The sequence below is a fragment of the Jiangella asiatica genome (assembly GCF_004349065.1).
In the GTDB taxonomy this organism is placed as follows: Bacteria; Actinomycetota; Actinomycetes; order Jiangellales; family Jiangellaceae; genus Jiangella; species Jiangella asiatica.
This window is the reverse complement of record NZ_SMKZ01000041.1, coordinates 1-21,116: the sequence shown is the minus strand read 5'-3', so window position 1 is coordinate 21,116 and position 21,116 is coordinate 1. Positions and strand designations below refer to the sequence as shown.

The 21,116-nt window shown below is 71.3% G+C and carries 22 protein-coding genes; 9 read left to right on the top strand and 13 right to left on the bottom strand.

The genetic code is table 11. From position 1 onward, the window contains the following. The first annotated feature begins 71 nt into the window (after positions 1-71). Together E1269_RS23095 and E1269_RS23090 are read left to right on the top strand one after the other, a co-directional pair. Positions 72-683, top strand: a complete 612-nt coding sequence (locus E1269_RS23095; RefSeq protein WP_131898978.1) for a DUF47 domain-containing protein — start codon at positions 72-74, stop codon at positions 681-683. A gap of 4 nt (positions 684-687) precedes the next feature. Continuing rightward, positions 688-1,695, top strand: coding sequence for an inorganic phosphate transporter (locus E1269_RS23090; protein WP_131898976.1), 1,008 nt, complete (start codon positions 688-690; stop codon positions 1,693-1,695). 119 nt (positions 1,696-1,814) lie between these two features. Here E1269_RS23090 and pstB read toward each other — a convergent pair whose 3' ends face one another. The 12 genes from pstB to E1269_RS23030 form a co-directional block, all read right to left on the bottom strand. Continuing rightward, complete coding sequence (gene pstB, locus E1269_RS23085; RefSeq protein ID WP_131898974.1) at positions 1,815-2,594, bottom strand: phosphate ABC transporter ATP-binding protein PstB; 780 nt, start codon at positions 2,592-2,594, stop codon at positions 1,815-1,817. Positions 2,595-2,611: 17 nt separating this feature from the next. Next, positions 2,612-3,712, bottom strand: coding sequence for a phosphate ABC transporter permease PstA (gene pstA / locus E1269_RS23080; RefSeq protein ID WP_131898972.1), 1,101 nt, complete (start codon positions 3,710-3,712; stop codon positions 2,612-2,614). Beyond that, positions 3,712-4,665 (bottom strand): phosphate ABC transporter permease subunit PstC, encoded by a 954-nt coding sequence (gene pstC / locus E1269_RS23075; protein WP_131898970.1) that lies wholly within the window; start codon positions 4,663-4,665, stop codon positions 3,712-3,714. The genes pstA and pstC overlap by 1 nt, the downstream gene beginning before the upstream one ends. Before the next feature lie 125 nt (positions 4,666-4,790). Beyond that, positions 4,791-5,942, bottom strand: a complete 1,152-nt coding sequence (gene pstS, locus E1269_RS23070; RefSeq protein WP_203433996.1) for a phosphate ABC transporter substrate-binding protein PstS — start codon at positions 5,940-5,942, stop codon at positions 4,791-4,793. Positions 5,943-6,157: 215 nt separating this feature from the next. Further along, positions 6,158-7,045, bottom strand: coding sequence for an NUDIX hydrolase (locus E1269_RS23065; RefSeq protein WP_203433995.1), 888 nt, complete (start codon positions 7,043-7,045; stop codon positions 6,158-6,160). After that, on the bottom strand, positions 7,042-8,598 hold the full coding sequence (locus E1269_RS23060) for a CYTH and CHAD domain-containing protein (RefSeq protein ID WP_131898964.1): 1,557 nt from the start codon (positions 8,596-8,598) through the stop codon (positions 7,042-7,044). Before E1269_RS23060 ends, E1269_RS23065 begins: the two co-directional genes overlap by 4 nt. Further along, positions 8,595-10,673, bottom strand: a complete 2,079-nt coding sequence (locus E1269_RS23055; protein ID WP_131898962.1) for an RNA degradosome polyphosphate kinase — start codon at positions 10,671-10,673, stop codon at positions 8,595-8,597. Before E1269_RS23055 ends, E1269_RS23060 begins: the two co-directional genes overlap by 4 nt. Before the next feature lie 321 nt (positions 10,674-10,994). Beyond that, the gene (locus E1269_RS23050; protein WP_275264625.1) at positions 10,995-11,222 is read right to left on the bottom strand and encodes a response regulator transcription factor; all 228 of its coding nucleotides are present in this window, start codon (positions 11,220-11,222) and stop codon (positions 10,995-10,997) included. Continuing rightward, positions 11,194-11,469 (bottom strand): hypothetical protein, encoded by a 276-nt coding sequence (locus E1269_RS23045; RefSeq protein WP_131898958.1) that lies wholly within the window; start codon positions 11,467-11,469, stop codon positions 11,194-11,196. The genes E1269_RS23050 and E1269_RS23045 overlap by 29 nt, the downstream gene beginning before the upstream one ends. Before the next feature lie 246 nt (positions 11,470-11,715). Next, the gene (gene mshD / locus E1269_RS23040; RefSeq protein ID WP_131898956.1) at positions 11,716-12,729 is read right to left on the bottom strand and encodes a mycothiol synthase; all 1,014 of its coding nucleotides are present in this window, start codon (positions 12,727-12,729) and stop codon (positions 11,716-11,718) included. Positions 12,730-12,733: 4 nt separating this feature from the next. Further along, complete coding sequence (locus E1269_RS23035; RefSeq protein WP_131898954.1) at positions 12,734-13,513, bottom strand: alpha/beta fold hydrolase; 780 nt, start codon at positions 13,511-13,513, stop codon at positions 12,734-12,736. Between the two features lie 195 nt (positions 13,514-13,708). Continuing rightward, positions 13,709-14,482 (bottom strand): response regulator transcription factor, encoded by a 774-nt coding sequence (locus E1269_RS23030; protein ID WP_131898952.1) that lies wholly within the window; start codon positions 14,480-14,482, stop codon positions 13,709-13,711. Positions 14,483-14,575: 93 nt separating this feature from the next. Here E1269_RS23030 and E1269_RS23025 point away from each other — a divergent pair, with 93 nt between their 5' ends. After that, positions 14,576-15,406: an alpha/beta hydrolase gene (locus E1269_RS23025; protein ID WP_131898950.1), complete on the top strand. Its 831-nt coding sequence runs from the start codon at positions 14,576-14,578 to the stop codon at positions 15,404-15,406. A gap of 8 nt (positions 15,407-15,414) precedes the next feature. Beyond that, on the top strand, positions 15,415-15,681 hold the full coding sequence (locus E1269_RS23020; RefSeq protein WP_131898948.1) for a MoaD/ThiS family protein: 267 nt from the start codon (positions 15,415-15,417) through the stop codon (positions 15,679-15,681). A gap of 388 nt (positions 15,682-16,069) precedes the next feature. Here E1269_RS23020 and E1269_RS23015 read toward each other — a convergent pair whose 3' ends face one another. Continuing rightward, complete coding sequence (locus tag E1269_RS23015; RefSeq protein WP_131898946.1) at positions 16,070-17,491, bottom strand: hypothetical protein; 1,422 nt, start codon at positions 17,489-17,491, stop codon at positions 16,070-16,072. A 195-nt stretch (positions 17,492-17,686) separates the two neighbouring features. Between E1269_RS23015 and E1269_RS23010 the strand changes: the two genes are divergently transcribed. The 5 genes from E1269_RS23010 (at position 17,687) to E1269_RS22990 (ending at position 20,983) form a co-directional block, all read left to right on the top strand. After that, entirely contained in the window at positions 17,687-18,670 is a 984-nt protein-coding gene (locus E1269_RS23010) for a hypothetical protein (RefSeq protein ID WP_131898944.1), read from the top strand. 54 nt (positions 18,671-18,724) lie between these two features. Next, the gene (locus E1269_RS23005) at positions 18,725-19,129 is read left to right on the top strand and encodes a thioredoxin family protein (protein WP_131898942.1); all 405 of its coding nucleotides are present in this window, start codon (positions 18,725-18,727) and stop codon (positions 19,127-19,129) included. A gap of 263 nt (positions 19,130-19,392) precedes the next feature. Further along, positions 19,393-19,836 (top strand): DUF4395 domain-containing protein, encoded by a 444-nt coding sequence (locus tag E1269_RS23000; RefSeq protein WP_131898939.1) that lies wholly within the window; start codon positions 19,393-19,395, stop codon positions 19,834-19,836. After that, positions 19,833-20,681 carry a sulfurtransferase gene (locus E1269_RS22995; protein ID WP_131898937.1) on the top strand — a complete coding sequence of 283 codons (849 nt, stop codon included), beginning with the start codon at positions 19,833-19,835 and terminating at the stop codon, positions 20,679-20,681. Before E1269_RS23000 ends, E1269_RS22995 begins: the two co-directional genes overlap by 4 nt. Positions 20,682-20,686: 5 nt before the next feature. Then, on the top strand, positions 20,687-20,983 hold the full coding sequence (locus tag E1269_RS22990; protein ID WP_131898935.1) for a DUF1416 domain-containing protein: 297 nt from the start codon (positions 20,687-20,689) through the stop codon (positions 20,981-20,983). The last annotated feature ends 133 nt before the right edge of the window (positions 20,984-21,116 follow it).

The window sequence follows — 21,116 nt, the reverse complement described above, 5'->3', positions numbered from 1 at the left end:
GGGTGTCGGGCGTCACGCAATGTTCACCGTCTAGCATTCGACCGTTCGTTCACGTCCGGCAGAGGAGTTTCGTGCGCCTATCTCCGCGAGACAACGCCTTCTTCGACCTGTTCGCCGCCTCGGCGCGCAACGTGCGAGACGGCGTCCAGTTGCTCTCCGAAGCGCTGGCCTCCGACGCCGACCGGCCCGCCATCGCCGTCCGGCTCAAGGAGGTCGAGCACCAGGGTGACGAACACACCCACGAGATCATCCGCCGGGTGAACTCCACGTTCGTCACGCCGTTCGACCGCGAGGACATCTACCGGCTGGCCGGCGGGCTCGACGACGTGCTCGACGACGTCGAGGCCGCACTGGACCTGATGGTCCTGTACCGGGTCGGTGACCTCCCGTCCGGGGTGGGTGACCTCGCCGACGTCCTCGACCGGGCCGCCGACCTGACCGCCGAGGCCATGCCCCGGCTGCGCACCGCCAGCGAGCTCAGCGACTACTGGATCGAGGTGAACCGGCTGGAGAACCAGGCCGACCAGGACTACCGGCGGCTGCTGGCGCGCATCTTCTCCGGCGAGTATGACGCGCTGACGGTGCACAAGCTCAAGGACGTGGTCGACACCATGGAGTCGGCGGTCGACGGCTTCGAGACCGTCGCCAACATCGTCGAGCAGATAGCCATCAAGGAGTCGTGAGCCTGTGGAGCTCGCGCTCATCGTCACCGTCATCGTCGTCGCGCTCTCCTTCGACTACACCAACGGTTTCCACGACGCCGCGAACGCCATCGCCACCTCCGTCTCCACCCGGGCGCTGACCCCGCGGGCCGCGCTCATCATGGCCGCCAGCATGAACCTGATCGGCGCGTTTCTCGGCACCGGTGTCGCGCAGACCGTCGGTGCCGGGATCATCGAGGCCCCCGCGGGTGACAACGGGCTGCTCGTGGTGCTCGCGGCGTTGCTCGGCGCCATCACATGGAACCTCATCACCTGGTGGCTCGGGCTGCCGTCGTCGTCATCGCACGCCCTGATCGGTGGCCTGGTCGGCGCAGCGCTGGCGTCGATGAACGTCGTGAAGTGGGACGGCATCGTCGAGAAGGTGGTCATCCCGATGGTGGCCTCGCCACTGGTCGGGTTCGCCCTGGCGTTCCTCGTCATGACCGCCATCCAATGGATCTTCCGGCGGGCGCATCCCGGCCGGGTCAACCGTGGCTTCCGGATGGCGCAGACCTTCAGCGCCGCGGCCATGGCGCTCGGCCACGGCCTGCAGGACGCGCAGAAGACGATGGGCGTCATCACCCTCGCCCTGGTGGTCGGCGGCTACCAGAGCGGCTTCGACGTCCAGTGGTGGGTCATCGTCGTGGCCGCCTCGGCACTTGCCCTCGGCACGTACGCCGGCGGCTGGCGCATCATGCGCACCCTGGGCCGGCGCATCGTCCACCTCGACCCGCCGATGGGCTTCGCCGCGGAGTCCGTCGCCGCCAGCGTCCTGTACACGACGGCCTTCGCCTTTCACGCGCCGATCTCCACGACGCACACCATCACCTCCGCCGTCATGGGCGTCGGCGCGACCCGGCGGCTGTCGGCGGTGCGCTGGGGCGTGGCCGGCAACATCGTCACCGCCTGGGTGCTCACCATCCCGATGGCCGGGCTCGTCGCCGCCGGCTGCTACCGGGTGCTGCACATCCTCCCCGGCCTGAGCTCCCTCTGAGGGACTCCCAGATGATCACGTTCAGCACGTTATCTCGTGTCGCACCATGCTCGCGATCATGGTGAGGCGCGGGTGATCCTGCTGAACGTGATCATTCCCGACGGCGCAGGGGAGATGTGTCAGCCGAAGCGGCCGGAGACGTAGTCCTCGGTGGCCTTCACGCTCGGGTTGGTGAAGATCTTCGTGGTGTCGTCCATCTCGATGAGCTTGCCCGGCTTGCCGGTGCCGGCGATGTTGAAGAACGCAGTGCGGTCGCTGACCCGGGCGGCCTGCTGCATGTTGTGGGTCACGATGACGATCGTGTAGTTCTGCTTCAGCTCGCCGATGAGGTCCTCGATGGCCAGCGTCGAGATCGGGTCCAGCGCCGAGCACGGCTCGTCCATGAGCAGCACCTCCGGCTGGACGGCGATCGCGCGGGCGATGCACAGGCGCTGCTGCTGGCCGCCGGAGAGGCCGGAGCCGGGCTTGTCGAGGCGGTCCTTCACCTCGTTCCAGAGGTTGGCGCCCTTCAGCGACTGCTCGACGACGTCGTCGGCCTCGGCCTTGCGCATCCGCTTGCTGTTGAGCTTCATGCCGGCCAGCACGTTGTCGCGGATAGACATGGTGGGGAAGGGGTTGGGCCGCTGGAACACCATGCCGACCTGGCGGCGGACGGTGACCGGATCGACGTTCGCGGCGTAGAGGTCCTCGCCGTCGAGCATGACCTTGCCCTCGACCCGGGCGCCCGGGATGACCTCGTGCATCCGGTTCAGGGTTCGGATGAACGTCGACTTGCCGCAGCCGGACGGCCCGATGAAGGCGGTGACGGAGCGGGCCTCGATCGCCATCGACACTCCCTCGACCGCCAGGAAGCTGCCGTAGTAGACGTTGAGGTCGCCGACGTCGATGCGCTTGGACATTTCGGGATTCCCTTGCTCTAGCGTCCGGTCTTCGGGGAGAACAGGCGGGCGATCAGCCGCGCGATGAGGTTGAGCAGCATCACGATCAGTACGAGTGTGAGCGCAGCCGCCCAGGCCCGGTCGAAGCTCGGCTCCGGTACCGAGCCGGACAGCGGCCGCATCGCCTGGCTGTAGACGTAGGCGGGCAGCGACATCATCCACTCGGAGAACGGGTTGCTGTTGATCGACGACGTGAAGCCGGCGGTGACGATCAGGGGCGCGGTCTCGCCGACGACGCGAGCGATGGCGAGGGTGACGCCGCTGGCGATGCCGGAGATCGCGGTCGGCACGACCACCCTGACGATGGTGCGCCATTTGGGCACGCCCAGCGCGTACGCGGCCTCGCGCAGCTCGTTGGGCACGATGCGCAGCATCTCCTCGCTGGATCGCACCACGACGGGGATCATCAGCACCGACAGCGCGACGGCGCCGGCGAAGCCGTTGCGAGTGCCGACGCCGAACAGCACCGCGAACAGCGCGGCGGCGAACAGGCCGGCCACGATGGAGGGGATGCCGGTCATGACGTCGACGAAGAACGTGATGGCCCGGGCCAGCCGGCCGCGGCCGTACTCCACCAGGTAGATCGAGGTCAGCAGGCCGATGGGCACCGAGATTAGGGTGGCCAGGCCGGTGATGAGGAAGGTGCCCAGTAGCGCGTGGTAGGCGCCGCCGATGAACTCCGCCTCGCCGTCGACGGCCTGCTGGTCGTTCAGGCCGGTGACGTTGCGCATCGACGTGGTGAGGAAGTCGGCGCCGAAGCGCTCCAGGCCGTTGTCGACGACCGACCACGAGACCGAGATCAGCGGGATCAGCGCCAGCCCGAATGCGGTGTAGACGAGCGTGGTGACCAGCTTGTCCGTGGCCTTGCGGCGGCCCTCCACGACGCCGGACACCGTGGTGTTGACCACGGCGAACAGGACGATGAAGAACACGGCGAACCACGCCCAGGAGAAGCCGAGGGCGGCGGACAGGCCCGCCCCCGCGGCGAGCGAGAGGACCAGCAGGACCGGTGTGGTCGCGCGGGGAAGCTGGTTCTGCGCCAGCGAGCTGACGGCGGGGATCCGGGTGTCGACGGTCATCAGTTGGCCCCCGAGAATTCCTTGCGCCGCGACACGACCCAGCGCGCGAACATGTTGACCGCCAGCGTGATAGCGAACAGCACCAGACCGGCGGCGATGAGCGTGTTCGTCTTGAGCCCGGACGACTCGGGGAAGTCCAGCGCGATCTCGGCGGCGATGGTGTTGTTGCCGCTGGTGACCATGGACCAGGTGAAGCCGCCGGTCGAAAGCACCATGGCGACGGCCATGGTCTCACCGAGCGCCCGGCCCAGGCCCAGCATGATGCCGCTGATGATGCCCGGGCGGCCGAACGGGATCACCGCCATGCGGATCATCTCCCACCTGGTGGCGCCCAGCGCCAGCGCGGCCTCCTCGTGCAGCGTCGGCGTCTGCAGGAACACCTCGCGCGAGATGGCGGTGATGATCGGCAGGATCATCACCGCAAGAACGACGCCCGCGGTGAGCATGGTCCGGCCGGTTGCCGAGGCCGGGCCGGTGAAGATCGGGATGAAGCCGAGGTTGTCGGCCAGCCACGCCCAGGCGCCCTGGACCCGCGGCGCCAACCACTGGATGCCCCAGAGCCCGTAGACGACGCTGGGGATCGCGGCCAGCAGGTCGACGACGTAGCCGAGGCCCTGCGCCATCCGACGGGGTGCGTAGTGCGAGATGAACAGCGCGATGCCCAGCGCCAGCGGAGTGGCGATGATCAGCGCGATGACGGCCGCGGCCAGGGTGCCGAAGACCAGCGGCCAGACGTAGGAGAAGAAGCCCTCGCCGCCGTCGATCTCGGCCGGGTCGGCCTGGAACGTCGGCAGCGCCTCGACGATCAGGAACGCCGCGACGCCGGCGAGCACGACGAGGATCAGCACGCCGGCGGTGCGGGTGGACCAGCTGAAGATCCGGTCGCCGGGGCGGGCCTTCGCGCGTGGCGCGGGAGTCGCCTGCCGTGGCGGCGGGTTCGCGGTGGTGGTCACGTGGTTCAGCTCCGGGTCGGGAAGGACTCTCGGGTCATCCGGAAGCACCGCCGCGCCGGGCGGTCCGCCCCGGCTGGGGACGGACCGCCCGGCGCGTCAGGCTCCGTTCGGGCACGGACAGGGTCTCAGCCGACCTCGATGGACTCGACGACGGCTTGGACCTCGGCCTGCAGGTCCGGCGAGATCGGCGCCGAGCCGGCGGCGTCGGCGGCGGCCTGCTGGCCCTCGTCGCTGGCCATGTAGCCGACGAAGCCCTTCACCAGGTCGCCGGTGTTCGCGTCCGCGTACGCGGTGCAGACGATCGTGTAGGAGATCAGCACGATCGGGTAGGCACCGGACTCGGTGGTGTCGCGAGCCAGCTCGATGGCGATGTCGTTCTCGGCGCGGCCCTCGGCCCGCGGCGAGGCGTCGACGACGGCGGCGGCGGCCTCGGCGGAGTACTCGACGAACTCCTCGCCGACCCCGATGGCGGCGGTGGTGCGGTCGCCGACGGCGGCGGCGCTGGCGTAGCCGATGGTGCCCTCGGCGGCGTCGACAGCCTGGAGTACGCCCGGCGTCTGGGCGCCGGCCTCACCGGGGAGACCGGCCGGCCAGTCACCGCTGATCTCGTGGGTCCAGACCGACGGCGCGGCCGCGGCCAGGTACTCGACGAAGTTCTCGGTGGTGCCGGACTCGTCGGAGCGGTGCACCGGCGTGATGGCCGTGTCCGGCAGCGTCGCCTCCGGGTTGTCCGCGGCGATGGCCGGGTCGTTCCAGGTGGTGATGGTGCCGTTGAAGATGTTGGCCAGCGTCTCCGGGCCGAGCTGGAGGTTGTCGACGCCCGGGAGGTTGTAGGCGATGGCGATCGGGTCGATGAACAGCGGCAGGTCGACGGCCGGGGCGCCGCACGCCGTCTCGGCGGCGGCCAGCTCCTCCTCGTCGAGGGCGGCGTCGGAACCGGCGAACGCGACCGCGCCGGAGGTGAACTGCTCGCGACCGGCGCCGGAGCCATCCGGCGCGTAGTTGACGGTGACGTCGGGGTTCTCCCCCTGGAAGCCGGCGATCCATGCCTGCATGGCCGACTCCTGCGAGCTCGCGCCGGCGCCGTTGAGCGAGCCGGAGAGATCGCTCTCGGTCTCACCGCTGCCGCCGTCGCCACCCGAACCCTCGGTCTCAGTGCTGTCGGCGTCGTCGCCGTTGTCGGTGTCGGGATCCGAACCGCAAGCGGCCAGCACGAGTGCGGCCGCACCGACCACGGCGACCGGCGCCAGCCGGCGGCGCGCAATGCTGAGGTTCACGTCTGGTGTCCTTCCTGGACCTATTCGTCCTTGCGTATCGCTAGAAACGTAGGTTTCCGAGGTGACACCGTGGCCCGCCCCGAGTGAACGAGGAATGAACGGATTGCGCAGAGAAGGCGACATGACGCTGACGTTGTGATGGCCGTCACGTGAACGGGCCGAGTGTCCGGTTGCGATGAGGTCACGAGCCGCCGCTGAGAGCGGTCACGGGTCGATCACGCGACGCCGGCGGACTGCCGGTCGACGCTGACGACGCGACCTTCGTGGTGGTGCAGCACGGCGAACTCGCCGGGCTCCAGCGTCGGTCCCGGATCGGTGCCGGCGGCCTCGAAGAGCAGCGGCAGCACCGGGCGATGCGAGCACACCACGGCCGGTCCGTCGGACAGCAGCGAGCGGACCACGTCGCCGGCCCGGTGCGGGTTGGGGCCCGCGCGCAGGCCCTCCTCGGACAGCGACGGGTCGAGCTCCAGCATGAGCCGGAACCGCTCGGCGAACGGACGCACCGTGTCGACGCACCGCACCGAGTCGCTGGAGAGCACCCGCCGCGGGCTCAGCGCGGCGAGTACCGCGATCAGCGCCTCGGCCTGGCGGATCCCGGGTGTCGAAAGCCGCCGCTCGATGTCCGGGCCGGGCCAGGACTCTCGCGAGAGCGCGGCGGCGTGCCGCAGGAGCACCAGTGGGGTCGTCCGGACCGGTCCGTCGAGTGCCGCCCGGACGAGCTCGGCGTCGCGCTCGTAGGTCAGGCGTTCGAGCGCATCCTCCGCCGGCCGGAAGGCGACGGCGTCGACCTCGTCGTCCGGTTCGCGCGGGCCGGCGGTGTCGTCGGCCTCGGCCAGCCAGTAGTGGACGACCTTGGGCCGGCCGGCGACCTCGTAGCGCTGCGTCGGCAGCTTCCGGCCGAGCCGGACCTGGTGGCCGGTCTCCTCCCACACCTCCCGCACGGCGGCGACCATCGGGTGCTCACCGCGGTCGAGCTTGCCCTTGGGCAGCGACCAGTCGTCGTACCTGGGCCGGTGGACGAGGCAGATCTCGAGGTCACCCCGGCTGGTCGCTCGCCACACCACCGCTCCGGCCGCGATGACCGGGCCGCGGCGAGGGCTCACGAGGCGAGCCACCGGCGCCACTTGGCGCGGCGCACCTGCGGCCACACCTGCGCGAACCGTGCCCGGGCGGCGTGCACATGCGCCCGCTCCAGCGAGGCCAGTACACCGAGGGCGAAGGCGGCGTCGGAGGACGCCTGGTCGGAGTTGGCCAGCTCGCGGGCGGTCGCGGCCGCCTGGGCGGCGTCCTGGTGCTCACCGAGGATGTCCGTGACTTTCTTCAGCTGCTTGGCGAACGCCTTCGCGTCGCTGCCCAGCGTCGGCGCGACCGACTCCGCCGCGTACCGGGCCCGCTTGGCCGCCAGCCGTGCGGCGTGCCACAGCTCGTCCGGAGCATCGTCGGTGAGATCAGCGCAGGCGTCGTCCAGGCGCTTCCAAGCCAGGTCGACCAGCGGTGGCAGGATGTCGCGGGCCGGGCGTTCGGCGTCGGCCCGGACCAGCGGCCGGGTGGCGGCTCGCACCAGGTGGTCGTGCAGGGTCAGGTACCGCTCGGAATCGAGCAGCTCGCCGACGTGCGCCCGGGCGCCGGCGACCTTGCCGCCCAGCACCTCGACCAGCACCAGCCGGACCTCGCTCGCGGGGAGGTCCGGCGGCAGGTCGTCGCTGTGCCGTTCCAGGCGTTCGCGCAGCACGTCGCCTTCGCGCAGGGCGCCGAGGCTGCGGGCGAACCACGCCAGCTCCGAGCGCAGCTGCTCGGCCCACGGCTTGTCGAGCAGCTTGCGGAACGTCCGCAGCCCGCTGCGCAGCCGCCGCGCCGCCACCCTCAGCTGGTGGACCGCCTCGGCGTCGTCGGGATCGCGGCGGAACGCCATGTCCGCGGCGCGCAGCGCCCGCACGTGCGTGGCGAGGTACGCGACAAGCGTGTCCAGGGCCGGATCCTTCGGCCGCGGCGCGTCCGGCGCGGGCACCTCCGGCGGCGCGGCGGCGTTCGGGCCCAGCGCTCGCACGGCCTTGGCGACGAACTCCCCGCCGACGGCGCCAGCGCCGGTGAGCGCCTCGGCGACGGTGTGGACGACGGGGCCGCCCCCCAGCTCCTCCAGCTCCAGTTCGCGGAAGCGGGCCGCGACCGTGCCGTCGGCGCCTACGACGTGGACGGTGTCGTCGACCAGCTCGGCAACGTCGCCGTCGGCGGACCTGATCACCTGCCGCGCGCGGGTGGTGCGCAGCGTGGACACCAGCTTCAGTCGAGCGTCCCTGACGATGACCCTGACGATGGCGGCCAGCTCGGCGGGCGGGTCACCCGGGGCGTCGAGCGGAAGCCGGATCTCGTCACGAGCTCCGGGCCGGTCGGCGTCCACGGGCAGCTTCAGGTGCCACCCTTCGTCGTCGCCGTTGCCGCGGGCGACGCGCCGGCGCAGGGTGATGCCCTCCCGGGCCAGCCTCAGGTCGGGCGTGTCGTAGTAGGCCGACTCCATCTCGATGACGCCGAGGTCGTCGACCGCGGAGACTCCTGCCAGCTCGGACACGTCGGGGATGCGGAACAGGCCGTGCACACGGAACTTCTGCTCGACCTCACGGACGGTGTGTGGCCGGGCGGCTCGCTCCGCACCGCTCACGTGGTGGCCTTCCGCCGCTGCTTGCGTCCGATGAGGACCTTTTGGAGGTCGGCCAACGGCTCGCCGTCCGCGTTGAGGTGGGAGCGCTGCCAGGTGCCGTCGGGCAGGAGGTGCCAGGACGCCGTACCGGGGTCGAAGGCGAGGTCGAACTGGCCGTCGATCTCCTGCAGGTGCTCTGCCCGGCGCAGCCTCACCAGCGCCTCGACCCGGCGGTCGAGGTTGCGGTGCATGAGGTCGGCCGAGCCGATCCAGTGCTCGACGTCGCCGCCGTTCTCGAAGGCGAAGATGCGTGAATGCTCGAGGAAGCGGCCCAGGATGCTGCGGACGCGGATGTTCTCGGACAGACCGGGGACGCCGGCGCGGATGCTGCAGATGCCGCGCACCCAGATGTCGACCGGGACGCCGGCCGCCGACGCCTCGTACAGCGCGTCGATGATGGTCTCGTCGACCAGGCTGTTGAGCTTGAACCGCACGCGTGCCGGCCGGCCGGCACGGTGGTGCTCGATCTCACGCTGGATGCGCTCGACGATGCCGGTGCGCAGCGAGTGCGGCGCCACCAGCAGCCGCTGGTACGCCGACTCCAGCGAGTAGCCGGACAGGGTGTTGAACAGGTGGTTGAGGTCCTCCGCCACTTCGGGGTCGGCGGTGAGCAGGCCGAGGTCCTCGTACAGCCGGGCGGTGCGCGGGTGGTAGTTGCCGGTGCCGATGTGGCTGTACCGGCGGATGGTGTCGCCGGCCTCGTCGCGCACCACCAGGCAGAGCTTGCAGTGCGTCTTGAGACCGACCAGCCCGTAGACGACGTGCACGCCGGCCTGCTCGAGCTTGCGCGCCCAGGTGATGTTGGCCTGCTCGTCGAAGCGTGCCTTGATCTCGACGACGGCGAGCACCTGCTTGCCGGCCTCGGCAGCGTCGATCAGGGCGTCGACGATGGGGGAGTCGCCGCTGGTCCGGTAGAGGGTCTGCTTGATGCCCAGCACCCTCGGGTCGGCGGCCGCCTGCTCGATGAAGCGCTGCACGCTCGTGGAGAACGAGTCGTACGGGTGGTGTACCAGCACGTCGCTCTTGGAGATGGCGGCAAACATGTCCGCCGGCGAGGCCGACTCGACGTCGCGGAGGTCGCGGTGGGTGGCCGGCAGGAAAGGCCGGTAGCGGAGCTCGGCGCGGTCGAGGTCGGCGATGTCGTGCAGGCCGGTGAGGTCCAGCGGGCCGGGCAGCGCGAACGTCTCGCCGTCGTTGACGCCGAGCTCGCGCTGGAGCAGGTCGAGCACGTGCGGGTCGACCGTCTCCTCGACCTCCAGCCGCACCGCCGGTCCGAACCGCCGCCGCATCAGCTCCCGCTCCATGGCGGTGAGCAGGTTCTCGGCGTCGTCCTCCTCGACCTCGACGTCCTCGTTGCGGGTGACGCGGAACGTGTGGTGCTGCAGCACCGCCATGCCCGGGAACAGCTGCGACAGGTGCGCGGCGATGACGTCCTCGAGCGGCACGAACCGCTGCCCGGCCACCGGCAGGAAGCGGGGGAAGTTGGGCGGCACCTTGACCCGGGCGAAGTGCTCGGTGTCGTTGCGCGGGTTCCGCACGACGACGGCCAGGTTGAGCGACAGCCCCGAGATGTACGGGAACGGGTGCGCCGGGTCGACCGCCAGCGGTGTCAGCACCGGGAAGATCCGCTCGCTGAACAGTCGGCGCAGCCGAGCGTGGTCGGCGTCGTCGAGGTCGTCCCAGCGGGCGATGTCGATGCCCTCTTTGACCAGCGAGGGCAGCACGTCGCTGCGAAAGCACTTGGTCTGCCGGGCCATCAGCTCGCGGGTGCGGTCGAGAGTGCGTTCCAGCACCTCGCGCGGCATCATCCCGCTGGCCGACGGGATGGCCACACCGGCGGCGATACGGCGTTTCAGGCCGGCCACCCGGATCATGTAGAACTCGTCGAGGTTGCTGGAGAAGATCGCGAGGAAGCGCGCGCGTTCAAGCAACGGGATGTCGGGATCCTCGGCCAGCTCCAGCACCCTGGTGTTGAAGGCGAGCCAGGACAACTCCCGGTCGAGGTACCGCTCCTCCGGCTTGATCGGCTCGGCCATGAGACAAATGCTGACACGTCCGGGTTAACGGAGGGTAGCTCGGGCCATGACCGACTCCGCCTACGTCGCTGCCGCGACCGGGTCGCCGTAACGCAGGAGGGCCTGATCGAGGGGTGACCGGCGTCCACGTTGAAGGCGTCCACGTTGAAGTCCGCCCGTCGGGGGGCGGTCTTGACGACGATCTCCCAGATGGAGACGATGCTGAAGATCAGTTCGTTCTCCTCGTCGATCAGAAATTCTCGCAGCCGTGGCGACGCGCTCGTCGTCGCGTGCCGCCCACAGAAGCACGTGGGTGTCCAGCCATCGACCGTGGCGCGGCCGTCATGAGTTCAGGTAGGCCAGCACCGCGAGGACGCGGCGGTGCCCGGCGTCGCCCGGCGCGAGGCCGAGCTTGGCGAAGATACTGCGGATGTGCTTGCTGACCGCGGTCTCCGTGACCACGAGCCGCCCGGCGGTGTCGGGGTTGGCGAGGCCCTCGGCCATCAGCGCCAGCACCTCGCGCTCGCGCGGAGTTGCGGAGTTAGTGTGCGGACCGGATGCGCTGTCGATCCAGCAGCGACGGCGCGAGTTCGCGCTGCTGCGAGCGGTCGGCGAAGCGAGGGCAGGTCCGGCGGCTGGTCGGTGCCGAGGTCATGCTGCTGGCCACCACAGCCGCGGTACTCGGCGCGGTGCCCGGGTACCTGGCGGCCATCGGGCTGGGCCGGGCGTTCGCTGGGTCCGGGCTGCTGCCGGCCGACTTCCGGGCCGCCATGAGTCCGTTGCCGGGGCTCGCGGCGATCGTGCTGTGCCTGGTCACGGCGCGCCTGACGGGCTGGGTGGCGGCCAGGCGACCGGCGCTGCTGATGCCCGCCTCGGTGGGCGTGGCCGCCGCGGCGGGTGGGTCGCTCCTGCTGTCGATCGGCGTGGCACTGCTCGGCCCGCGGGTGCTGGGTTCGGCCGCCGGACTGCTGGCCGCTCCGGTGCGGCGGCCGCGGCCGGCCGGCAGACCGTCGACGGCCGCTGCCGTCGATCTCGCTCACCGGGCTCCTCGGCATCGCCCTCGTCACCGCGGTGCTGGGGTTCCCGGCCATCGGCCTGCTGGCGCGGGCGGCGATGAGGCTGCGCCCCGTCGACGCGATCGGCCTACGCGAGTGAGCTCCGCGCGGTGGTAGGCGACGTCGACGGCGTGGCGGTGAAAGCCGAGGCGCTCGTAGAGGCCGACGGCGGGCGTGTTGTCGCCTTCGACGTAGAGCGTCACGGTGTGCACGCCGGCGACGTCGGCCAGGTAGCGCAGACCGGCGACGGTGAGAGCGGTACCGAAGCCCCGGCCGTGGGCCGCTGGCGCGACGCCCAGCACATACACCTCGCCGATGGGCTCGCCGGTGCTGCCGTGGACGCCGGGGTTCGGGTCGTGCTCGTGGACCTTCGTCCAGTGGAAGCCGAGCAGCTCGCCGGCATCGTCGACGGCCATCAGGAAGCCGGCCGGGTCGAAGCCTGGCTCGGCCTCCGCGGCTCGGATGTCGTCCAGCGTCTGCCCGCCCTGCTCCGGGTGCCACGCGAACGCGGCGTTGTTGACGGCGAGCCAGGCCGCCTCGTCCTGGCCGACCACGAACGGCCGCAGCCGGACGCCGTCGGGCAGCGGCCGGTCCGGTAGCGGCTCGGCCCGCGGGCCCACCGCGCGGCGCAGCTGGAGCAGCTCGCGGGCGCGCTCCAAGCCGTGCCGGCGGGCCAGCGCGGCGGCCGCGGGGTGGTCGCCGTGCGACCAGATCCACAGCTCGCCCGGTGCGGCACCGAGCAGCTCGGCCAGCAGCCGCCCGCCGATGCCACGCCCACGGCGGTCAGGATCGACGACGAGCTCGGCGGCCAGCCGGTCTCCCTGCTGGGCCGCGTACGCCGCTCCTACGAGCGAACCGCCCGACGACGCCGTCAGGGCCACCGTCGTCGTGCCGCCGGGTACCGCGGGCCACAGGTCGTCGGCGAACGGCGCGACGCCGTCGGCGGCCCGGGCGCGGTCGGCCAGCGCGGCGAGACCGTCGACCGCCGCCGCGTCGAACGTGCCGGTGCGGACGAGCTCCACGCCGTCAGTCCTCACCGTCCGGTTGGGCCCGCCTGATCGGCGCCACCGTCGGCACCGGGTCCCGGCCGAGGAAGTCGAGCAGGAGGGCGTTGACCAGCTCCGGCTTCTCCTGCGTCATGAAGTGGGACGTTCCCGGCACGACGGCCAGCTCCGCGTTCGGCATCGCGCCGTACATCTGGACCAGGTGCGGCAGCGTGACGATGTCGTCGTCGGCGACCATGAGCAGTGTCCGGTGCGCGACCCTCGCCAGCTCGGCCGGGGTCAGGTGCGGCTCCTTGGCCGCCAGCTCGCCGATCTTGGTAGCCACCACCCGGAAGTGCTCCGCGCCGTCCGGCGACACCTCCGCGTAGGCCGGGCCGAGGTACTGCACGATCATGTCGACGTCCCACGGCGCGTCCGGGACGGTCTCGCCCTCCTTGCTGAACCCGCAGCTCATCAGCACCAGGCGCTTGACCAGGTCCGGGCGCCGCATGGCCACCAGCAGCGACACGAACGCGCCGACGCTGTGCCCGCCGAGATCGGTGGGTCCGCCGACGACCCGCTCGATGAAGCCGATGGTGTCGTCGGCCATCAGGTGGAACGTGATGGGGCCCTCGACATCGGGTGTATGACCATGGGACCGCAGGTCCGGCGTGTAGACCCGGAACCGCTCGGCCAGCGCGCCAAGGTTGGGCTCGAACCACCGGGCGTCGACCATGCCGCCGTGCAGGAGCACGAACGGGTCGCCGTCGCCGTGGACGTCGTACCACGTCCGGACCGCACCCACCTGCACGTATTCAGCCATTGCGCCACGTCCCTTCCCCGTCGTTCGCGTTCACGCGACCTTAGCGGGAAGGACCGGCCGGCGGTGCGGCGGCGACGACCAATTGATGAGTTCAGGCAAGCCCCATGCACGGTCACCGTGACCTGCGTCTCGTACCGGCAGCTCGAGGAGGCCTTCGGCCCCCTGTGGTCAGCGGTCTTGCCCTCCCTCCACCAGTCAGTCACGCAGGAGAGTCGCGCGGACGCGCTCCGCGGTGTCGTCGTCGGTGTTCTCCGGCTCCGGCAGGGCGACGCCGGCGGTCGAGCGTCCGCCGCGGCCCTGCTGCGGCGGGACGAACCGGTAGCCGACGTTGCGGACGGTGCCGATCAGCGCCTCGTGGTCGGCGCCGAGCTTGGCCCGCAGGCGCCGGACATGGACGTCGACCGTTCGGGTACCACCGAAGTAGTCGTAGCCCCACACTTCTTGAAGGAGCTGAGCGCGGGTGAAGACGCGACCGGGATGCTGAGCGAGGAACTTGAGGAGCTCGAACTCCTTGTACGTCAGGTCGAGCGTGCGCCGGGCCACCTTGGCGGTGTACGTGGCCTCGTCGATGACGAGGTCGCCGGAACGGATCTCGTCAGGCGCGTCGTCGCCGGCCGCGGCCAGCCGGCCCTGCGCCAGCCGCAGCCGCGCCTCGACCTCGGCCGGCCCGGCGGAGTCGAGCAGGACGTCGTCGACGCCCCACTCGGCGGTGACGGCGGCCAGCCCGCCCTCGGTGACCACTGCCATCAGCGGCACGTCGATGCCGGTGGTGCGGATGAGCCGAGTCAGGCCGCGGGCCTGCGACAGGTCGCGGCGCGCGTCCACGGCGACGACGTCACCGGTGGGCGCGTCCACCAGCGCGGAGGCCTCGGCTGGAAGCACCCGGACGTCGTGCAGGAGGAAGCCAAGGGCCGGCAGCACCTCGACCGACGGCTGCAGCGAGTTGGTCAGCAGGACGATGGTTGCCATGGTGCGACCTCCCGGTGGCTCAAGGGTCCCACGAACGCGCAAGGGACCTGCCGGCTTCGTCGCCCAGGTCCCTCGTAGGGAAGAATAGCGGACATGCTGGGCCGTTCCCGCCGCCGCACCCCCGACGACCCGCGTCCGGGTGCTGACTACGCACGCCCGTCGGTGGCCCGCCGGCTGCTCGCCGCCGACGGAACGATCTTGCACGCGCACCATCTCCGCCGCCGCGACGGGTACCCGGGCGACCTCGCCGTCGTCGTCGCGCACGGGTTCACGCAGAGCTCGCGCAGCCCGCAGATGAGGCGCATCGCGGCCTGGCTGAGCGAGCACGCCGGCGTCGTCCTGCTCGACCTGCGCGGGCACGGCCGCTCCCGCGGCCACTCCACGCTGGGGTGGCGCGAGGTGCTCGACATGGACGCCGCGGTCGACTGGGCGCACGCGCTGGGCTACCGGCGGGTCGCCACGCTCGGATTCTCGCTCGGGTCCGCGGTCGCCATCCGCCACGCCGCACTGCACCGCGGTGTAGGCGCCGTCGCCGCGGTCAGCGTTCCCGGTGAGTGGCACTACCGCGGCACCGCCGCCATGCGCACCCTGCACCGGCTCATCCTGACCCGCGCCGGACGGGGGCTGCTGCGGCTGACCCGCCGCACCCGGGTCTCGCCGGCCGGCTGGTCCACGCCGGACCCCATCGACCCGCGGGCGGCCGCCGCCGAGCTCGACGTCCCGCTGCTCGTGGTCCACGGCGACGAGGACGACTACTTCCCGCTGCACCACGCGTGGCAGGTGCACAGCGCCGCCGGAGCGGGCGACCTCTGGCTGGAGCGCGGGTTCGGCCACGCCGAGGCCGGCGCCACGGAGTCTCTGGTGTCGCGCATCGGCGCGTGGCTGGACCAGCAGACCCGCCAGGCCGCCGTCGTCGAGGTGTGAGGTTCGCCGTGGCGCAGGTGCGGTTGCGGTACTGGGCGGCGTTGCGGGCGGCCGCGGGCACCTCGTCGCAGGTGGTGGAGGCGGACACGCTCGCCCAGGCGTTGGCGGCGGTCCGGGCCGCGCACGCAGGCAGCCCGCGCTTCGGCGCCGTCCTCGACATCTGCTCCGTCGTCGTCGACGGGACCCCGGCCGGGTCGCGCGACCCCGCCACCGTCGTCCTCCACGAGGGGTCGGCGGTCGAGCTGCTCCCGCCGTTCGCGGGCGGCGGTCACTGACCGCACGTCGTCGAGTCGAATGTGGTTCGTCGACCCGATCGGTGGGTCTTTCTCACCTGTAGGTCGCCGCATTGACCACCAACGACCGGCCACGCCAGGTGAGGCGACGCGAGAACCATGATCAAGGCCGAAGTGGTGCCACCAGAGCGGCAGCAGACCGCCGACGACCACCGTTCTCAGTGGCCGAACGCCGTAACGAGCGACGGTGGGCCGAGACGACGGCTGCGGGGTCTGCGGTGTGCCCGGACTCGCCCCGTCAGGCGACGGCGACCACCACGACCCGACCACCGGCCGGCCCGAGCCCTGGCCTTATAGCCCGACTCGACCGGCGGATCGGGTCGCAGAGCCTTGAACGAGAACTCCCCGTGACATCGCCGAGCCTTGATGCTCAGCCGGCGTCGGTACGGCGGCCGCCGACCAGGTAGGACGTCTCGCCGACGCCCCCTTCCAGGAGGGCCACGCCGAACTCGCTGTCGACGAGGTCGAAGCTCTCGTGCGGCGGCTCGATCGCCGTCGCCTCCGCGCTGGCGAGGTCGACGGTCAGCGTGCCGTTCTGGGTGCTGCCGTAGACCGTCGAGTCGTCGGCCGTGGTCGCGTGGATCTCGAAGTCCGTCGGGACCCGGGTGACCGTGCCGCCTTCGACGTCCACGATGACGGCCAGCGTCGACCACGCCACGAACAGGTGGCCGCCGTCAGGCGAGAGCAGCGCGCCGGTGCTGGCCATGATGCCGGAGTCGGCCGCGATCGGCTGCACGCCGGCAAGGTCGGCGGCCGACGGCGTGGCCGGCTCGTGTGTGGCGGCGTCCAGCCAGGCGACCTCGAACGCGGTGGCGTTCTCGTCCGTCGCGGTGATGGTCAGCAGGTACGGGCCGACCACCATCGTCATCTGGGTCGGCCCCTCGGCGAACAGGAGGTCCTCCTCGTTCGGCGTCGAGGCGACGGTGTTCCAGGCCTCGGCGCCGTCGAACGTGCGGGCCAGCCAGCCGAAGTAGGTGTCGCCGTTCTCCGAGCCGTCGTCGGTGTAGGCGATGCCGCGGACGTAGGAGAGCACCAGGTCACCGGAGACGCCCGCGAAGTACTCGTCCAGGTCGTACTGGCCCACGACCATCGGCTCCGGGTCACGGTTCACCGGGGTGAACTCGGTGGCGTCCGTCGCGAGGAACTGGTCGCCGGCCAGCACGCCCTGGTCGGTCCAGTAGACGTCGGTGTGCGGGTTCTCGCCCTGCGGCACGGTGATGTGCACCTCGGGCTGGAACGCTGGGTCCTCGCTGCCGGCGTCGCCCCCGTCGCCGCCGCCCGCGTCGGCCGGCCAGGCCAGGTAACCCCACGCCGTCGACGCCTCGGTCAGCGCGTCGCCGGCGTCGTTCTCGGTGACCAGGACGGCTACGCCCGGCGCGCCGTCGACCTCGGTGGCCCGCAGCGCCGACACCGCGCCGGGCAGCACCTCGGACTTCCACAGCCGCTCGCCGGTCTCGGCGTCCAGCGCGAGGATGTGGCGTGCCGTCGTGGGGTCGGAGGCATCCGGCTCGAGGGCGAACACCGTGCCGTCGATCAGTGCCGGGCGTTCCAGGTCCGGATGCGACCAGCAGGCGTCCGGGTCCAGGCTCTCGGGCAGTGTGTCGCTCAGCTCTGGCGGGCAGCTGAACTGCGGCGTCGTCTCTTCAGGGGTGGATGGTTCGTCCGACGGTGCCTCACTGGGCGCCTCGGTGCTGGTCTCGTCGGCGGACGGCTCCGAGTCGTCGCCGCATCCAGCCAGGGCGACCGCGGCGACGGCCAGGATAGCCGCGACGCGGGCGCGAATGTTCGTCATGTCCCGTAGATCCTTTCGAACGACCTGCGCGATGTGCCCGGTCACGTAAAACGATGTGCCATATACCGTAGGGCGCGGGCCCTGCGTCCGGTGGGCGAGATCGAGATCACGCCGTTCCCAGGGGGCGGCCGGACTGTTGTCGAGTTGTTGTCATTTCGGCCCTGGTGTGCCGTGAGCGTCTGCGAGCATTCAGATGTGCCCTCCGTCCAAGCCTCGCTGGCCGTCGCTGCCCTCGCGGGCGTGCTCGGCCTGGCGTCGGCATCGGGGCGCACCCTGCTGGCCGGCGGCATCGCGCTCGTCGTCCTGATCTTCACCCTGGGCGCGGTGTCGGCCGCGCGAGTCCGCGCCGCCCGCTGGTCCGCCGCCGTCTCGCTCGCCGCCGGCGGCGCTGCGCTGGCCTGGACGTACGGTGAGGAGACCTCCGACCTGACCCCCATCGCCGCCGTCCTCGGCCCGACGCTGCTGGCGTCGGTCGTCGTCCAGCTCTTCGGCCAGGACGGCCGGGCGCGGCTCACCGCCTCGCTGGCCTACTCCGTCAGCGCCTGCGTGCTCGCGGTGCTCCCGGTGTGCTGGCTGGCCCTGCGCGAGTCGCCGGACGGCCCGTACGCGGTCGGCCTCGCGCTGCTCGGTGTCGGCGTCGTCGGGGTGACGGAGACGGTGCCCATCTCGCGCGCGGTGCGCCGGCTGCTCGGTGTGCTGCTCGCCGCGGTCGTCACCGGTGCGCTGGTGCTCACGACGGGCTGGGTCGACGAGGCGGTACCGGCGGTGAGCGCCGTCGTCGTCGCGACGTTCGCCGGGCTGATGGCGGCGGTCGCCTTCGCCGCGGTCGACCGGCTGGCCGAGGAGTTCACCGCGGAGCCGGGGCAGATCGACCTCGACGAGCCCGAACCACCGGCGGGCGCGGCGGACCGGGGCGCGGGGCTGCACCCCGCCGCGGCACATGCGGCTGGGTCGCACGCGGCCGGAGTGCATGCGGCCGGAGCGCATTCCAGTGGGGTCCACGCGAGCGGTGCCCACCGCGCCGGCGACGACGGGCTGGGCGACGACCCGCCGGTGGACGGCCCGGCCGGCGATGGACCGCGCCGCGGTGCGGGTGTCTTCCTCCCGCTGCGGATCAGCGTGCCGTTCGTCGCGGCCGCGCCGGCCGCTTACGTGCTCGGCCGCATCTTCGTCAGCTGACCACGGCCGGGCGCCGCGGGAATCGCGGGCGCCGGGCGGGGCGTTGAGCAGGACGTGACCGAGGTGTTGATCGTTGTCGGCGTGCTCGTCGCGGCCTCATTGTTCGGGCTGTGGTGGCAGCGACGCGACGGGCGGGTGGTGGAGGCGACGGTGAACGACGAGCGTCTCGGGCCGGCCGAGCTCGGTACCGACCTGGGGTCGCGTGCCACCCTCGTGCAGTTCTCCACGGCGTTCTGTCAGCCGTGCCGGGCCGCGCGGGCCACGTTGGCCCACGTCGCTCGTGACACCGACGGCGTGGTGCACGTGGAGATCGACGCCGAGCACCACCTCGACCTGGTTCGCCGGCTCAACATCCTGCGGACCCCGACCACGCTGATCCTCGACGCGCACGGCCGGGTGGTGCGGCGGGCCAGCGGAGCGCCGCGGCTCGCCGATGTCCGGGCGGCGCTGCCGACCTAGAATCGGGCCAAATGGTCGCAGCGTGAGACGGACCGTCTCACGATTCGATCCACGGAGTGACGTCGGCCCAGGTTGGCCCTACGCTCGTCCGTATGTTCCGCACAGAGCTCTGGAAGCGCCGCGCCATCGACTTCGGTCGCGCCGCGTCGATGCTCTGTCGCATGTCCTGACGAGGAACGGCGCGCGCCCGCGTTCCCGCGGCGCCCATTCAGACACTCCGTTCCTGACGCACATCCCCCCGCCTCGTCCACGTCAGGAGGACCATGCTGAGCAGCATCGACCCGCGCGGCCAGCGCTTCGCCGCCGCCGTCACCACGTTCGTCCTCGCGATCGTCCTGGTCACCGGCAGCGGCTGGCTGCTAGCGGTGCAAGGCGCCGTATTCGCGGCCGGCGCGTTCGCCGGGCCGGCACGCTCGCCGTACGGACTGTTCTACGCCCGTGTGGTCCGGCCCCGGCTCGGGCCGCCACGTGAGCTGGAAGACGCCGTGCCACCGCGGTTCGCCCAGGCCGTGGGCCTGGCGTTCGCCGTCGTCGGCGTCATCGGGTTCGCCTCCGGGCTGACCGCCCTCGCCTACGTCGCCGCCGGGGCCGCCCTGGCCGCGGCGTTCCTGAACGCCGCCTTCGGCTTTTGCCTCGGCTGTGAGATCTACCTCGCCTACCGGCGTCTGTTCCCATCCCAACCCAACCCCACGGAGGTCGCGCCATGAGCCGCGAGTCCAGCCTCGTCTCGGCCGATTGGGTCGAGCAGAACCTCGACAACCCGAAGGTGGTGCTCGTCGAGGTCGACGAGGACACCGCCGCTTACGACAAGAACCACATCCGCGGCGCTGTGAAGGTCAACTGGTCCAGCGACCTGCGTGACCCGGTGCGTCGTGACTTCGTCGACAAGGGGCAGTTCGAAGCCCTCCTGAGCGGCCTGGGCATCTCGAACGACGACACGGTCGTCCTCTACGGCGGCAACAACAACTGGTTCGCCGCCTACGCCTACTGGTACTTCAAGGTCTACGGCCACGAGGACGTCCGCCTGCTCGACGGTGGGCGCAAGATCTGGGAGCTGGAGAGCCGCCAGCTCGTCGACGCCGTCCCGACGCGGCAGGCAACCACCTACAGTGCGAAGGACCCGGACAACTCCATCCGCGCCTTCCGCGACGAGGTCATCGCCGCCATCGGCGCGCAGAACCTGGTGGACGTCCGCTCACCCGACGAGTACGCCGGCCGGCTGCTCGCACCGGCCCACCTGCCGCAGGAGGTCTCGCAGGTCGCCGGGCACATCCCGACCGCGGCGAACGTCCCGTGGAGCAAAGCGGCCAATGACGACGGCACGTTCCGTTCCGACGACGAGCTGCGCCAGCTCTACGGCGAGGTCGGCGTCGACTTCGGCAAGGACACCATCGCCTATTGCCGCATCGGTGAGCGCTCCTCGCATACCTGGTTCGTGCTGCGCGAGATCCTCGGCGTGCAGAACGTGAAGAATTACGACGGCTCGTGGACCGAGTACGGCTCGCTGGTCGGCGTGCCGGTGGCCACCGGCGACGAGCCCGGGACGGTCTGAGCCCGATGTGCGGAGCAACCACCGGCGGCGTGTCGCTCGACGGCGTCGACGTCTCCAAGCAGACCGTGATCCAGGGCATCGTGCACCGTGACGACGCGCCGCTCGCCGGTGCCTACGTCCGGCTGCTCGACGCCACCGGCGAGTTCACCGCCGAGGTGCCGACCAGCGCGACGGGCCAGTTCCGGTTCTTCGCCGCACCGGGCTCGTGGACGCTGCGGACGCTCGCACCGGGCGCGCAGCCGGTCGACCGCCCCGTCGTCGCCCAGCTCGGCATCACCGAGGTGGACGTCCACGTCGCCTAGCCCTTCACCCCCCCCGCTTGGGAATGATCACGTTCAGCACGAAATTTCGTGTCGCACCATGCTTACAAGCCTGGTGATGCACGGGAGATCCTGCTGAACGTGATCATTTCGGGGAGGTGGGACGGGGAGGGGC